Here is a 13,485-nt window from a genome sequence, read left to right on the forward strand (position 1 = left end):
GGCGCCGGGCATACATGAGAGGGCGTTTCCTTATGTCGGTAGGCGAAGAGGTCCGCACGGATGACGGCAGGCCGCAGCAGTCCCTCGGGACGGCGGCAGCGCGGAACCTGGCCACCACCACCAAGTCCGCGCCGCAGATGCAGGAGATCAGCTCCCGCTGGCTGCTGCGCACGCTCCCCTGGGTGGACGTCCAGGGCGGCACGTACCGGGTGAACAGGCGCCTGACCTACGCGGTCGGTGACGGCCGCATCACCTTCGTCAAGACCGGGGACCAGGTGGAGGTCATCCCGGCCGAACTCGGCGAGCTGCCGGCCCTGCGGTCGTACGAGGACCACGAGGTGCTGACGGAGCTGGCCCGGCGCTGCCGGCAGCGCGACTTCGCGCCCGGCGAGGTGATCGCCGACTTCGGCAACCAGACGAGCGGCGTGTACCTGCTGGCCCACGGCAGGGTGGAGAAGGTCGGCACCGGCCCGTACGGCGACGACGCCGTCCTCGGGGTCCTCGCCGACGGCGCCTACTTCGGCGACCAGGCGCTGCTGGACTCGGACGCCATCTGGGAGTACACCCTCCGCGCGGACACCGCGACCACGGTGCTCATCCTCGGCCGCCAGGACTTCGAGCAGGTGGCGGAGCGCTCCGCCACCCTCCGCGAGCACCTGGAAGGGCTGCGCGCGATCCCCCGGCAACGCACCAACAAGTACGGCGAGAAGGAGGTCGAGCTGGCGGCCGGCCACTCCGGGGAGGCGGACATCCCGCACACCTTCGTGGACTACGAGGCCCGGCCCCGCGAGTACGAACTGAGCATCGCCCAGACCGTGCTGCGCATCCACACGCGCGTGGCCGACCTGTACAACCAGCCGATGAACCAGACCGAGCAGCAGTTGCGGCTCACGGTCGAGGCGCTCAAGGAGCGTCAGGAGCACGAACTGGTCAACAACCGGGAGTTCGGCCTCCTCCACAACTGCGAGTACGACCAGCGGATCCAGCCGCACGACGGCGTGCCGAGCCCGGACGACCTGGACGAGCTGCTCAGCCGCCGCCGGGGCACCAAGCTGCTCCTGGCCCACCCGCGCGCGATCTCCGCGATCGGACGTGAGCTGAACAAGCGGGGACTGGTCCCGGAGACGATCGACATCGCCGGCCACCGCATCCCCACCTGGCGCGGCGTGCCGATCTACCCGTGCAACAAGATCCCGATCAGCGAGGCCCGCACGACCTCCGTCATCGCCATGCGTACCGGCGAGGCCGAGCAGGGCGTGATCGGCCTCAGGCAGTCCGGCGTCCCGGACGAGATCGAGCCGAGCCTGTCCGTCCGGTTCATGGGCATCAACGAACAGGCCATCATCAAGTACCTCGTGACGGCCTACTACTCGGCCGCCGTCCTGGTGCCCGACGCGCTCGGTGTGCTGGAGAACGTCGAGATCGGCCGATGGCGGTGACGTCCCCGCACGCCGTGGCCGTGTCCCGGCCTTCCGGGGCGGGTAGACCCCGGGGGTACGCGTCCGCCCGGGCCGGCGGCGCCGGTGCCGGCGGACGTGACGAGGGGGAGGCATGGCCAGGTTCATGACGGAGACGGAACACCGCGCGCCCGCCGTGCCGCGTGCCGGGACGGCGGAGGGCCGCCGGGGCGGGACGGGGGAGAACGCCACCGGTCCGCTCGACGGGCAGGAGGAGGCCGCGGCGCTGCTGGAGCGCACGCGAGCCCTGGTCGACCCCGAGCTGCGCGCGGCCGTCGAGTCGCTGCCCGGCGCCATGCGCAGCATCGCGCTCTACCACTTCGGCTGGCGGCAGGCCGACGGCACCCCGGCGGCGGGCAGCGCCGGCAAGGCCGTACGGCCCGCGCTCGTCCTGGCCGCCGCCGCCGCGCTCGGCGGCCCGGCGGCCGGGGCGGCGGCCGTCCGGGCGGCAGCGGCGGTCGAACTGGTTCACAACTTCACGTTGCTGCACGACGACGTGATGGACCGGGACACCACCAGACGGCACCGGCCGACGGCCTGGACGGTGTTCGGCGACACCGGTGCGATCCTCGCCGGGGACGCCCTGCAGGCACTGGCCCTCCGGCTGCTCGCCGAGGACCCGCACCCCGCCGCCGTACCGGCCGCCGCCCGGCTCACGGCCTGTGTGGTGGAGCTGTGCGCCGGCCAGCACACCGACACCGATCTGGAGCGGCGGGCCCCGGACGAGGTCACCCTCGACGAGGTGCTCGTCATGGCCGAGGCGAAGACCGGCGCGTTGCTGGGCTGCGCCTGCGCCATCGGCGCGCTGTACGCGGGCGCCGGGGAGGAGGACGTGGCCGCGCTGGACGGCTTCGGCCGCCAGGCCGGGCTCGCCTTCCAGCTGATCGACGACGTCATCGGCATATGGGGCGACCCGCGCCGCACCGGCAAGCCGGCCGGAGCGGACCTCGTGGCCCGCAAGAAGTCCCTGCCCGTGGTGGCGGCGCTCGCCGCCGGTACCCCGGCGGCGGCCGAACTCGCCTCGCTGTACGGGAAGCCCCACGTGAAGGAGGCGGCGGACGCGGCCGAGGAGATCACACGTGCGACGCAGGCCGTCGAGCGGGCCGGTGGCCGGGACTGGGCGCAGGCGGAGGCGGCCGACCGCATGGCCCGCGCCATGCAGGAACTCGCCCGCGCGGTCGCTGACCCGGAGTCGGCGGGCGGTCTGCTGGCACTCGCCGAGTTCGTGACCCGGCGCAGCAGTTGAACGCCGCCGGGCCACCCGGCAGCCCGGCAGGACCCCGGAGTCACCGGGTCCGTGCGGTTCCTGACCCCGCACGGACACCCGGACACTCCGGTCGGGCGGGCCCCGCACATCCCCACGGTGTGCGGGGCCCGTCGCCGTGTGTTCGGAAAAGCCTTGCGCTGACCCCCATCGCGGTACTACAACTGAAGCACTGCAACCGGAGTGGTCAACCGATCGCGCCGAATCTCCACCGAAAGAGATCAGCTTGCGCAAGCTCTCGTACTTCATCGCCTGCTCGACGGCTTCATCGGGGACGAGCACGGCGACGCCTCGGAGATGCTCCGCTTCCTGGACGAGGAGTACCTCGCGTTCCTCAAGGCGGAGTTCCCCGAGACCATATCCACCCAGGGTCGCGTCCACCTCGGTGCCGACCACCTCCCGAACAAGCGGTTCGACACCGTCGTCCAGGGCCGGGCCAGCTACGACGAGGGGCTCAGGGCGGGCATCACCAGCCCCTACGGCCACCTGCGCGAGTACGTCGCCTCCCGGACCCTGGGCGCCTCACCCGACCCGCACGTCGAGATCATCGCCGACGGCCTGGTGGAACGGGTCCGCGCGCTCAAGGCCGAGGAAGGCGGACTGGACATCTACCTGTGCGGCGGCTCGCGCATCGCCGGGGAACTGTTCGACGAGATCGACGAACTCGTCATCAAGTCCTACCCGATCGTCTACGGCATGGGCATGCCGATGTTCACCACCGGCCTCGACATCAAGGAGTTCACCCTCGACGGGGTGCGCACCTTCGCCAACGGCGTGGTCGTACGGACGTACACCAGGAAGCGCTGAGCGCGCGGACGTGCGCCGGGAAGCGCCGGCCGCGCGGCCGTCCTACCCTGGGGGCATGGACAGGGAGGAAGCCGTCTGTCCCGTCTGCGGACAGCCGGTCGCGACCGTCGTCCGGCGGCACAAGACGCTGGGCGCCTGGGTGCCGGTGTGGAGCCCGGGCCCGTGCCGCAGCCCGGACTGCGCGTCCAACGCCGCCCCCGCCCCGCAGGCCGGCCCGACCGCCCGGCAGCACCCCGGGGAGCCCGCGGGCAAGTGACCCCCGGCCCGGTCCGGAAACGCGCCCGCGCGCCGCGTGCCGGCGCCGTCGTAGCGTGGGCGCATGCCGAAACTGCCCCGCATCTTCCACGTCACCGAACGCTCCGTGTGGGAGGCGGCGCGCGAGCGCGGCGCCTTCGAGACGTCGACACGCGGCCGCACCCTGGCGGAGGAGGGCTTCATCCACTTCTCCACACGTGAGCAGCTTCCGCGCGTCGCCGCCTTCCTCTACGGCGACTACGACGGCCCGGACGAACTGGTCGTCCTCGTCGTCGACCCGGCCAGGGTCGGCGTGCCGGTGAAGTACGAGGCCGTGCAGCCGGGCGGGGAGGAGTTCCCGCACGTGTACGGCCCGGTGCCGGTCGACGCCGTGGTCGACGTGGAGCCGTGGGCGTGACCGGGCCGGGTGCCGGACGTCACCTGAGGGTGGGCAGGTACGGGTAGCAGCCGTACTCGTCCTTGGTGGCCTCGATCATGACGTTGCCGGTCTGCGGACCGACGACGCCGTCCTGCTGCAGTCCCGCCCACTTCTGGACGGCCAGGATCGCCCCGTAGGTGTCGCGGCCGAACGAGCCGTCCACGGCGACCGTGTGGTAGCCGGTCTGGTAGTGCAGGGAGTTGGAGATCTGCTGGACGCACTTGACGCTGGCGTACGCGTTGCTCCTGCCGTAACCGACATAGAGGGAACCGGAGTTCGGCACGGCCTGCGCCGTGCCGCTCAGGACGCCGACGGTGACGAGCGCGGCGGCCGCGGACAGGAACGCACCGCGCCGACGCATGGAGATGTTGCTCAAGGGACCCTCTGTTTTCTCGTGACCCGACTGTCAGCCGGAGCCCGGACGGCACATGGTGGCCGTTCCCGGGCGGAAGACGGGGCCTCGTGGCCCCGCGGTCGGACAGGGAAGAGTCTCGGTGGCGCTGCCAACAACCGGCCAACGTACGGTCAACGACGCGCGACCGCACACCGGCGGCGCACGGGTCCTCCCGGGGCTACGCGACGGTGGACCGCCGGCCGCCCTCCGGCAGACCGCCCGTCACCGGGTCCCGGCCGGTCAGGCAGTACGTGCCGCCGGCCGGATCGCGCAGCACCGCCCAGTGGGCGCCCTGGCGTACGAAGACGGCCCCCAGCTCCTCGTGCCGCGCGCGGACCGCGGCGATGTCCGCGCAGGCGAGGTCGAGATGGGCGGAGGCGGGGCGCTCGTCGTCCAGCCGCTGGAGCAGGAGCCGGACCGGGAGGCCCGGCGGCGGCTCCAGCACCGTGAACTCCGGCCGGGACCCCGCCCGTTGCCGCCAGCCGGTGAGCCGGGCCCAGAACTCGGTCTCGGTGCCGTACGCGGACGGCGGGATGTCGAGGCACACCTGGTCCAGGCGGCTGCCCGCCACCACCGGCGGCCGCACCGACTCGCCCAGCCAGGGCACGACGCAGAACAAGTGCCCCCCGGGCGACCGCAGCACGGCCCAGTCCCCGTGGTCCGCCACCGGCTCCGCGCCAAGGGTCCGGGCGAGCCCGGCCAGCTCCCGCACGTCCTCGGCGCACAGGTCCACATGGGCCCCGCCGTCACCCTCGCCCACGCCCTGGAGCTTCACGCACGCATCCGCCCCCTGGCCCTCGCCGGGCAGCAGCGTCACGAACTCGCCGTGCTCGCCCCGGGGTTTCGGACAGACGGGTGCCGGTGACGGCCGTCCAGAAGGCGCGCGCCCCCGTCAGGCGGGCGGCGGGCCGGTCGGCGAAGGCGTAGGTCCAGCGGATGGTCACGGCCGGAAGTGTAGGCGTGAACCCCGGCCCGCCGCAGGGGAGATCATCCCGCGGGCCGCTGGAGGAAGCGCAGCTGGTTCCCCGCCGGATCCCGGAAGGCGCAGTCGCGCACGCCGTACGGCTGGTCCGTCGGCTCCTGCAGCACATCCGCGCCGGACTCCCGCACCCGCTCGAACAGCGCGTCGCAGTCCTCGGTGGTGAAGATGACGCCGCGCAGCATGCCCTTGGCGAGCAGTTCGGCCATCGCCTGCCGGTCGGCGGGGGAGGCGTCCGGGTTCGCGCCGGGCGGCTCCAGCACGATCTCCACGTCCGGCTGGAGCGGCGAGCCCAGGGTCACCCAGCGCATGTTCTCGAAGGCCACGTCGTTGCGGACCTCCAGGCCGAGCACGTCGCGGTAGAAGGCGAGGGCCTTGTCGTGGTCGTCCACCGCGATGAAGCACTGCTTGAGTTTCACGTCCATGGGGTCACGCTAGGCTCCTTCGCGTCCTGACGCGCGGGGCCTCACCAGGGCCGGCGGCGAGGGCGGGTGAAGGTCCGGGCGACGCAGGACGGGATCACCGCGCTCGCCTCGTGGGACCGGGCCCGGTAGGCGCTCGGCGTCTCGCCGACCAGTTCGGTGAAGCGGGAGCTGAAGGAGCCGAGCGAGGTGCAGCCGACGGCGAGGCACACCTCGGTCACGCTCAGGTCGCCCCGGCGCAGCAGCGCCTTGGCCCGCTCGATCCGGCGGGTCATGAGATAGCTGTAGGGGGTCTCCCCGAAGGCCTTGCGGAAACTGCGCTGGAAGTGACCCGGCGACATCAGGGCGTCGCGGGCCAGCACGGCCATCTCCAGCGGCTCGGCGTACTCACGGTCCATCCGGTCGCGCACCCGCCGCAGCCGTCTGAGGTCCTCCAGGGCGGTCATGCCCCCAGCTTCGCAGAAGAAGCCCGCACCCGGACCGCCGGGACCACGCCGTGTTCGGCGGGGCCGCGGGCCGGGTGCGGGCCGGGGGACCGGAGGATCCGGGGGATCCCGGGTCCGTGGCGTGATCGGGGATCAGGCCTTCTTGGTCTCCTAGTAGCGGGCCAGGTCGGTGACCTGCGGAGATCATTCCTGTGGGGCGCTGACCTGGCCTTTTGGTGATTGGTGGCGATGGGGCGCGACGGTCTTGAGCGGGTGTCCTGCGGACTGTGCGCGGACTGCTGTCCCGGCCCGGGGGTATAGGCGGCTGACGCCGTACCCTTGGCGGGCCGGAGCCGACGTGTCACGGATTGTGCCGACCGCCGGTGATCTCCAGAGCCTGCCGCGCTGGCAATCGGGACGAAACGGGATGGTCGAGGCGCAAGAGACTAGCCTCGGGCCATGGTGACGCGCACCCGGCTGTATCACGACGGCACTCTCGTCCTGGAGGACTTTCCCGCCAGTGACGTCTCTGCGCATCTCGCTGATCCGGCGTCGGTCCTGTGGCTGGACCTGTACCGGCCCGGGAACGCCGAGTTCACCATGCTCGGTCAGGAGTTCGGCATCCACGAACTGGCTTTGGAGGATGCCGCGCAGCGTGGGCAGCGGCCGAAACTCGACCGCTATCGCACCCACGAGTTCCTCAGCGCCTATGCCGTGACCATCAGCCCGGACGGTGCGCAGCTGACGTACAGCGAGATCGCCGTATTCCTCACCAGTCAGGCCATGATCACCGTCCGCAAGGACGACGGCCTCGACATCGAGGACGTCGTCGCCCGCTGGGACGAGAGCCCGGACCTGGCCGGCCACGGCGTCGGATTCCTGCTGCACGGTCTGCTCGACCATCTCGTGGACGGACACTTCGCCGCGGTCCAGCAACTGGACGACAGCATCGAGGAGCTGGAGGGCCTGCTCTTCGCGGCCGGGCGCCGCGAGATCGAAGCCGTGCAGCGCCGGGTCTTCGCACTGCGTAAGTCGCTCGTCCAGCTGCGCCGCGTCGTGCTTCCGATGCGCGAGGTGGTCAACGGGCTCATGCGCCCCGGCCTGCATCTGATCACCGACCCTCTCGTCCCGTACTACCAGGACGTCTACGACCACGTGCTGCGTGCGACCGAGTGGACGGAATCACTGCGGGACCTGGTGGCCTCGGTCATGGAGACGAACCTCTCGGTCCAGGCCAACAGCATGAACCTGATCATGAAGAAGGTGACGAGCTGGGCCGCGATCATCGCCGTTCCCACCGCGATCACCGGCTACTACGGCCAGAATCTCCCCTATCCCGGTTTCGGCCGCGAGTCGGGATTCATCACCTCCGCCGCCGTCATCGTGCTCCTGTCCGCATTGCTGTATCTGACGTTCAAGCGCAAGGACTGGCTCTGACCGGCATCGGCACCGGCGACCAGGCCCCGAAGGCAGGAAACTACCTGGTCATCCCGGGCTTTTCGAGCCGGTGAGCGGAGTAGTGTGAAGGCACCGGGAGGCCTTCGCGCACCGGCTCCGCTGCGGGTGCCGTTTCCGGTGATCGACAATGCCGGGCCGCACCCACGAGCCCGGGGACAGGTCCGCGCCATGGCCGTGACCATTGACCGTACGACATCGAGCTGGCGCGCGCCGCCGCAGCCGGCTCGGCTGTCCCTGACGCCCGCGCCGGGCGGGCTGGACGGCACGTGGTGGCCTCGCTCCCGTGCCCTCACCCGTGAGCTGCCACCCTTGACAGCCGCCCTGGGTGATCTCTGGGGCCGCATCACAGGTATCGCGGTGAACCCTGCCCACTGGCCCGTCATCCCGTGTCGGGTGTCCGTGGCCGGGCGCACGGTGCACGTGGGCTGGTCCACCGAGGAGCAGGATCCGCACAGACTGACCTTCTTCTCCGCCGATGGCCGCCGGGACGTGCTGGTGATTCCGCCGGAGACCGGTGCGGATGCCGCCGCGCAGCTGATGGCGGGCGGCGGCATCGATGCCCCGGCCCGCGAGGAAGCAGCAGACAGGATCGACGCCCGGATCAGGGAAGAAGCGTGGGAGACCGACGGCGGAGCGGGTCGGCCGTCGTCCCTGCCCCGGCCCATCGGCTCGACAGGGCCTTCGCCCGGCGGTCGGCGGAGGTGAGAGAACCATGACTGTCATCGCCGTGGCCGTACTGCTCCTTCTGATCACCGTCGGAGTCGTTCTGATCCACCAGCTCAATGGTCAGCACGACGAACGGATCGCTGCCTTCCACTACAGCGATGTTCTGCCGGGGATCGGGCGTCGGCCCCGGAGGCACCGTCGGTCGGCGGTGGACGCGGGCGCTCCGCCGCGACCCACCGCGACGGCGACCGCGGATGACATCGACTTCGGCCCGACCGAGGGCAGTAGAGGAAGGCGCGTCATGGCGATATTGCGAGACCGGAAGACGTACCGCGAGAGGATCATGCAGGCTCTGTACCAAGCCGCCGAGGGCAATCGCCTCCTGGGCGTCGATGGGGCGAAGCTCCGCAACGACCTCGGTATCCCTGAGCAGGACATGGCCGCTGCCTGTATGTACCTGGCGGGCGAAGGCTGGGTCGTCGTGGACTGGGGGAGGGGCAACACGCCCGCGATGATCACGCTGACGCACCAGGGGATCCGGCAGATGGAGACGGAAGAGGAAGGGCGTGGCTGAGCCGCCGCGAAAGCGGGTCGGCGCACGCTCACGTGCAATGACCCGGAAGGGCGGCTCCGGCGGGTATACGCCGGAGCCGTTGCCTGTTTCCGTAACCGCGCCGTGCGGCGAGGCGCTCGCGCGAGCGTCGTGCGGAGTACCGTGAGGTAGCAGGGCTGTATCGCGGTCGCACGCTCTGCGGTCGCACTGCTCTCTGCGGATGGGCGGACATCATGGCCGACTCAGACACCCCCGGCCTCCCCAGGCTCCTGCCGGACGCCGTTCACCGGTCGGTGAGACCGGGGACGGCCCTGCTGAGGCTGGAGACGACACACGCACGCGAGGGAATCCTGGACGGTGCCTGGTGGCCGCGGTCCCGGGACATCGGTGCCGAGCTCCCCTCGCTGATCTCCGCGTTGACCGAGCATCTCGGGCCTGTCACCCGTGTCGGTCTGGACGACAGTGCATGGGACGGACTGCCGACCCGGGTGATGGTCGACGGCCGAGTCGTGCGCATCGATTCCTTCCCGGTCGGTGACGACACCGTCCTCATCACCCGAGGCGAAGGGGACCTTTTCTCTCTGTTGCTGGTCCCTCCGGACGCGTCGCCCGACGCGGCACGCGCCGCGATGGCCCGGGCCGTCCGGGCGGACAACGTCACCGAGGCCAGGCAGATCCTCATCGACACGGGCGGCGACACGCCGTCTACGCCGGCCTGACACGTCCGTCGCAGATCGGCTCCCCGCCGGCCTGGATGCTAGATGCGGGCGAACTTCTCCGTCTGCTGGGCGAATTCCTGGGCCATGGCGGCGCTGACCGTGGGCTTGGTGTCGCGGATGGTGTCCAGGTAGTCGTCGGTGGTGGGGGTGGTCCGGGTTCCGGTGTCGAAGGTGCGCTCGAACTGGGCCTGGGAGACGGTGCGCGCCGCGTGGGCGATGTCGGCGGGGGTGAACCCCTCGCTGGCGGACGCGAGTGCCGCGCTGTCGGCCCGCGCGCCCGCTCGGGCCAGGTAGCTCTCCCACAGTGCGGTCCTGGCGGTGTGGTCGGGAGGGCCGATCGGCAGCACGTAGTCGAAGCGGCCGTGCCGCAGGAACGCGGAGTCGAGCGTGGTCACGTTGTTCGTGGCGCAGACGAGCAGCCGTCCGTCCTGGCTTCGGAACCGGACGATCGCCTTGAGCAGTTCGTTGACGACGCCGACAGCGGTCGCGTCCGCGCCGCCGCGTTCGCCGGCGATCTCCTCGACCTCGTCGATGAAGACGAGGACGTGGTCGAGCCGGGCGATCTCCTCGAAACGTCGGTTCAGCCCGGTCGCCAGGCCGTACTCGGCGGCAAGACGGGCGGGGAACAGTTCGAGGAAGGGCCATACCAGGCGGCTGGCGATCGCGTGCGCGAAGGTGCTCTTGCCGGTCCCGGGCGGGCCGAACAGCATCACCGCCCGTGGCAGTTCCACTCCGTGCTGGGCGGCCAGTTCGGGATGGGCCAGCGGCAGGACCAGGCGCCGCTCGATGAGCTGCTTCTCCCGTTGCATGCCCGCGACTTTCTGCCACAGTCCCCCTGGCGGCAGCTCCGCTCCGAGCGAGGACAGCGTGCCGGCCGACTGCGGGGTCACCGGCCCGCGCTTTTCGAAGAAGACCAGCCCAGGGCGGGCGCCGAAGTCGCAGTTGCGAAGGGCGGTGGCACCGGTCTCGCCCTCGGGCAGGACGGCGTGCACCGCTCGGACGCCGGCGGCGAAGAGCCGTTGCTCAAGGGCGGTGACCAGGGCACTGCCCAGCCCGCGCTGCCGCCAGGCGGGCGCCATGCAGATGCGCAGGATCCATGCCCGTTCGCCCTCCACCCTGCTCACCGCGGCGCCGATCAGCACGTCGTCGGCCGTGGCCACCACAGCCGGGTGGCGGGCCTGGAGAGCCGTCACGGCGTCCGAGAGCGGGAAGAGCGGCGGCTCCTCGGTCGTGCCGCTCTCCATGTCGACTCGGATCACCGCTTCGAGATCGTCCTGGGTGTAGTCCCTGACCCGCCAGCCCGTCATGATCAGCTCCGCGTGTTCGGCCGTACTTCCATCATCAGCCGATGTCCGAAGGGTGCGCACGACAGGCGTCGGCCACGAGTCCGTCCCGGTGGCACGGACCGCTCGGCCGCGCCATCACCGCGGGATGCAGTGATGGTGGCAGTCGGGTCACGCTGCGGTGTCGGGAGCGTCGTCGGCCGGGCTGACGGACTTGGCGGTGCGGCCGGCGCCGGCCAGTGGCGTAGACGCGGTAGGTGCGGCGGCCGCGGTTTCCCGGGCGAGGAAGGAGCCGAGCTCGCCGATCGTGCTCATGAGGGGGGCGGGGAAGACTACGGTGGTGTTCTGGTCGACACCGATCTCCACCAGGCTCTGGAGATTGCGCAGTTGAAGCGCCAGGGGGTGGGCCATCATGGTGTCCGAGGCGTCACCGAGCGCGGCCGCGGCCAGGGACTCGCCCTCCGCGTTGATGATCTTCGCTCGCTTCTCCCGCTCCGCCTCGGCCTGGCGGGCCATGGCGCGCTTCATGGTGTCGGGCAGCTGGATGTCCTTGAGCTCGACCAGCGTGACCTGCACACCCCAGTCGACGGTGGTGACGTCGAGGATCTGGCGGATGTCCAGGTTGATACGGTCCGTCTCCGACAGCGTCTCGTCGAGCGTGTGCCGGCCGACGACCTTCCGCAGGGTGGTCTGGGCGATCTGGTTGATCGCCGTGTTGACGTTCTCGACGGCGACGACCGACTTCACGGCGTCGACGACCCGGAAGTAGGCGACGGCCGACACGTCGACGCTCACGTTGTCGCGGGTGATGATGCCCTGGGACTGGATCGGCATGGTGACGACCCGCAGCGACACCCGGTGCAGGACGTCGGCGAACGGGATGATGAACCGCAGCCCCGGGGAGCGTGTTCCGACCAGTCGGCCGAAGCGGAGCAGCACTCCCTTCTCGTACTGCTTGACGACCTTCACGGACAGGGCGAGGGCCAGGACGGCCAAGAGGCCGATCACGACGATGAGAACGATCGGGACTTGCATGTGCTGCTCCTCGGCACGAGGCCCATGGCCACGTGGTGCGGGGACCCGCCGGTCGAGATCCCCGCACATGGCTGCGTCGTTTGTGAGGCGGGGCCGAAGCCCGTCGATACGGGCCCGCGCCGGCAGTCGGTGCGCGGAGGCCGGGAACGTCGCCTCGTCATGTGTGGTGAGTGGTGCGGTTGCGGCGGCGGCGCGCTGGGAAGCGGCCGCGGCCCCCGTCGCGGTGGTCACGTCGTTCGCCGGCGGTCGGCGACTTGGACAGTGCCGGTCCCGCAGGAGGTTGTGCCGCGTCGGTTCCGCGGCGCGGGCCGCCGGGCAGGGCGCGACTGTACCGGTGCACGGCGATTCTCTCCGCGTGCTCGATGTTGAGCCGGTGGATCACGAATGCCGCGGCTGCGATGAGGACCAGGAAGGCGGCGGTCGTCAGGAAGGTGTTCATGACGGCCGTCTCACATGCCGATGATCAGGCGGCTGACGCCACCGGCCTGTGCGGGAACGGCCGCGGAGGTCGAGGAGGCGCCGCCCTCGTACTCCCATGCCTCGTCCCGATCGAGTGGCCGGTCGGCCGCGGAAACGGCGTGCCGGGCCTCGTCCGCGGTGATGAGCGCGCTCGCGGTCAGCGGCGGACCGTCGTAGTCGGACGCGGCCGCCATCAGGCGGGCCGCCGACTCCGCCCCGGTCTCGGGTGGGATGACCAGCAGATCCCAGCGGCCGGTGCCATAGGAGAGCAGCAGCAGCTTGTGCGGGTCGATCTCCGGGGTGAACCAGCCGGCCTTGACGACATGACCGTCCACGGGAATGTCGTGCGGGATGACCGGCCAGTACTTCGGGTTGACGGCGATGCGGGTGATGCGGCCCCACAGGGGGTCCAGCACATCGGTCAGTGCGGGCAGCTCGCTCAGCAGGTCCCGGGAGCGGGGCCACCAGGCACCGTCCAGGAGGCCGCGGGACGGCCCGTCGCTCTTCAGCGCGAGACGCGCGGCCGGGGCTGCGACGGGCTCGTGCTGTGGCAGGGGTTGGTGCAAGGTCGCCGACATGATGCGGACCCGTCTCCGGGCCGCCTTCGCGGCGACCCCGGGATTCATCTCTCGCCGAGAACGACCCCGACGTGGAAGCCGGTGTGCGAAATGCCCTCGGTGTTGTCCACGGTACTCCGCACAGGCCGGGGCGGCTGTGGAGACGACGCCGCATGCTGCGAAGCGGCTGTCGATACCGGTGGGGCCGGCTGAAGGCGCCAGGGGTGTGTCGTATGCCGGTTGCCAGACCGGTCTCACGCCCGACCGCACGCATGCCCTGGTCCAGCACTCCTTGGCTGTGTTGCGTGGGAGGTGTCCCTCGTGTTTCGTTCAG

15 protein-coding genes and 2 pseudogenes are annotated in these 13,485 nt (G+C 71.0%); 9 read left to right on the forward strand and 8 right to left on the reverse strand.

Translation table 11 applies throughout. The features are described from left to right. The first annotated feature begins 32 nt into the window (after window positions 1–32). The 5 genes and pseudogenes from IE177_RS03205 to IE177_RS03225 all read left to right on the forward strand — a co-directional run bounded on the left by IE177_RS03205 (window position 33) and on the right by IE177_RS03225 (window position 4,180). Window positions 33–1,439 carry a family 2B encapsulin nanocompartment shell protein gene (locus tag IE177_RS03205; protein WP_190013144.1) on the forward strand — a complete coding sequence of 469 codons (1,407 nt, stop codon included), beginning with the start codon at window positions 33–35 and terminating at the stop codon, window positions 1,437–1,439. Window positions 1,440–1,551: 112 nt separating this feature from the next. Continuing rightward, window positions 1,552–2,703 (forward strand): family 2 encapsulin nanocompartment cargo protein polyprenyl transferase, encoded by a 1,152-nt coding sequence (locus IE177_RS03210; protein ID WP_190013145.1) that lies wholly within the window; start codon window positions 1,552–1,554, stop codon window positions 2,701–2,703. A gap of 244 nt (window positions 2,704–2,947) precedes the next feature. Next, window positions 2,948–3,528: pseudogene (locus tag IE177_RS03215) on the forward strand (dihydrofolate reductase family protein). A 55-nt stretch (window positions 3,529–3,583) separates the two neighbouring features. Next, a complete protein-coding gene (locus tag IE177_RS03220; RefSeq protein WP_190013146.1) occupies window positions 3,584–3,784 on the forward strand; it encodes a hypothetical protein in 201 nt (66 codons plus the stop codon). A 63-nt stretch (window positions 3,785–3,847) separates the two neighbouring features. Then, window positions 3,848–4,180 (forward strand): DUF952 domain-containing protein, encoded by a 333-nt coding sequence (locus tag IE177_RS03225; RefSeq protein ID WP_190013147.1) that lies wholly within the window; start codon window positions 3,848–3,850, stop codon window positions 4,178–4,180. 19 nt (window positions 4,181–4,199) lie between these two features. On the opposite strand, the gene IE177_RS03230 is transcribed toward IE177_RS03225, so the two are convergent. The 4 genes and pseudogenes from IE177_RS03230 to IE177_RS03245 form a co-directional block, all read right to left on the reverse strand. Further along, window positions 4,200–4,577, reverse strand: coding sequence for a peptidoglycan-binding domain-containing protein (locus IE177_RS03230; RefSeq protein ID WP_229815867.1), 378 nt, complete (start codon window positions 4,575–4,577; stop codon window positions 4,200–4,202). A 196-nt stretch (window positions 4,578–4,773) separates the two neighbouring features. Beyond that, window positions 4,774–5,539 (reverse strand): annotated as a pseudogene (locus tag IE177_RS03235) (VOC family protein). A gap of 43 nt (window positions 5,540–5,582) precedes the next feature. Next, window positions 5,583–5,999 carry a VOC family protein gene (locus IE177_RS03240; protein ID WP_190013148.1) on the reverse strand — a complete coding sequence of 139 codons (417 nt, stop codon included), beginning with the start codon at window positions 5,997–5,999 and terminating at the stop codon, window positions 5,583–5,585. Window positions 6,000–6,040: 41 nt separating this feature from the next. Beyond that, entirely contained in the window at window positions 6,041–6,442 is a 402-nt protein-coding gene (locus tag IE177_RS03245) for a helix-turn-helix transcriptional regulator (RefSeq protein WP_190013149.1), read from the reverse strand. A 438-nt stretch (window positions 6,443–6,880) separates the two neighbouring features. On the opposite strand from IE177_RS03245, the gene IE177_RS03250 reads away from it, so the two are divergent. From IE177_RS03250 to IE177_RS03265, 4 genes are all read left to right on the forward strand, one after another. Further along, a complete protein-coding gene (locus IE177_RS03250; RefSeq protein ID WP_190013150.1) occupies window positions 6,881–7,858 on the forward strand; it encodes a magnesium transporter CorA family protein in 978 nt (325 codons plus the stop codon). A 189-nt stretch (window positions 7,859–8,047) separates the two neighbouring features. Continuing rightward, window positions 8,048–8,584, forward strand: coding sequence for a DUF5994 family protein (locus IE177_RS03255; protein ID WP_190013151.1), 537 nt, complete (start codon window positions 8,048–8,050; stop codon window positions 8,582–8,584). A 262-nt stretch (window positions 8,585–8,846) separates the two neighbouring features. Beyond that, on the forward strand, window positions 8,847–9,119 hold the full coding sequence (locus IE177_RS03260; RefSeq protein WP_067135309.1) for a hypothetical protein: 273 nt from the start codon (window positions 8,847–8,849) through the stop codon (window positions 9,117–9,119). Window positions 9,120–9,331: 212 nt separating this feature from the next. Beyond that, window positions 9,332–9,817, forward strand: coding sequence for a DUF5994 family protein (locus tag IE177_RS03265; protein WP_190013152.1), 486 nt, complete (start codon window positions 9,332–9,334; stop codon window positions 9,815–9,817). 38 nt (window positions 9,818–9,855) lie between these two features. Here the strand turns inward: IE177_RS03265 and IE177_RS03270 are convergent, their stop codons facing one another. The 4 genes from IE177_RS03270 to IE177_RS03285 form a co-directional block, all read right to left on the reverse strand. Further along, a complete protein-coding gene (locus IE177_RS03270; RefSeq protein WP_190013153.1) occupies window positions 9,856–11,124 on the reverse strand; it encodes an ATP-binding protein in 1,269 nt (422 codons plus the stop codon). Window positions 11,125–11,271: 147 nt separating this feature from the next. After that, window positions 11,272–12,135, reverse strand: coding sequence for a slipin family protein (locus IE177_RS03275; protein WP_190013154.1), 864 nt, complete (start codon window positions 12,133–12,135; stop codon window positions 11,272–11,274). A 157-nt stretch (window positions 12,136–12,292) separates the two neighbouring features. Beyond that, window positions 12,293–12,574 carry a hypothetical protein gene (locus IE177_RS03280; protein ID WP_190013155.1) on the reverse strand — a complete coding sequence of 94 codons (282 nt, stop codon included), beginning with the start codon at window positions 12,572–12,574 and terminating at the stop codon, window positions 12,293–12,295. A gap of 10 nt (window positions 12,575–12,584) precedes the next feature. Further along, entirely contained in the window at window positions 12,585–13,172 is a 588-nt protein-coding gene (locus tag IE177_RS03285; RefSeq protein WP_229815868.1) for a DUF5994 family protein, read from the reverse strand. Window positions 13,173–13,485: the final 313 nt, after the last annotated feature.

Source organism: Streptomyces lucensis JCM 4490 (assembly GCF_014650035.1).
GTDB classification, from domain to species: Bacteria; Actinomycetota; Actinomycetes; order Streptomycetales; family Streptomycetaceae; genus Streptomyces; species Streptomyces lucensis.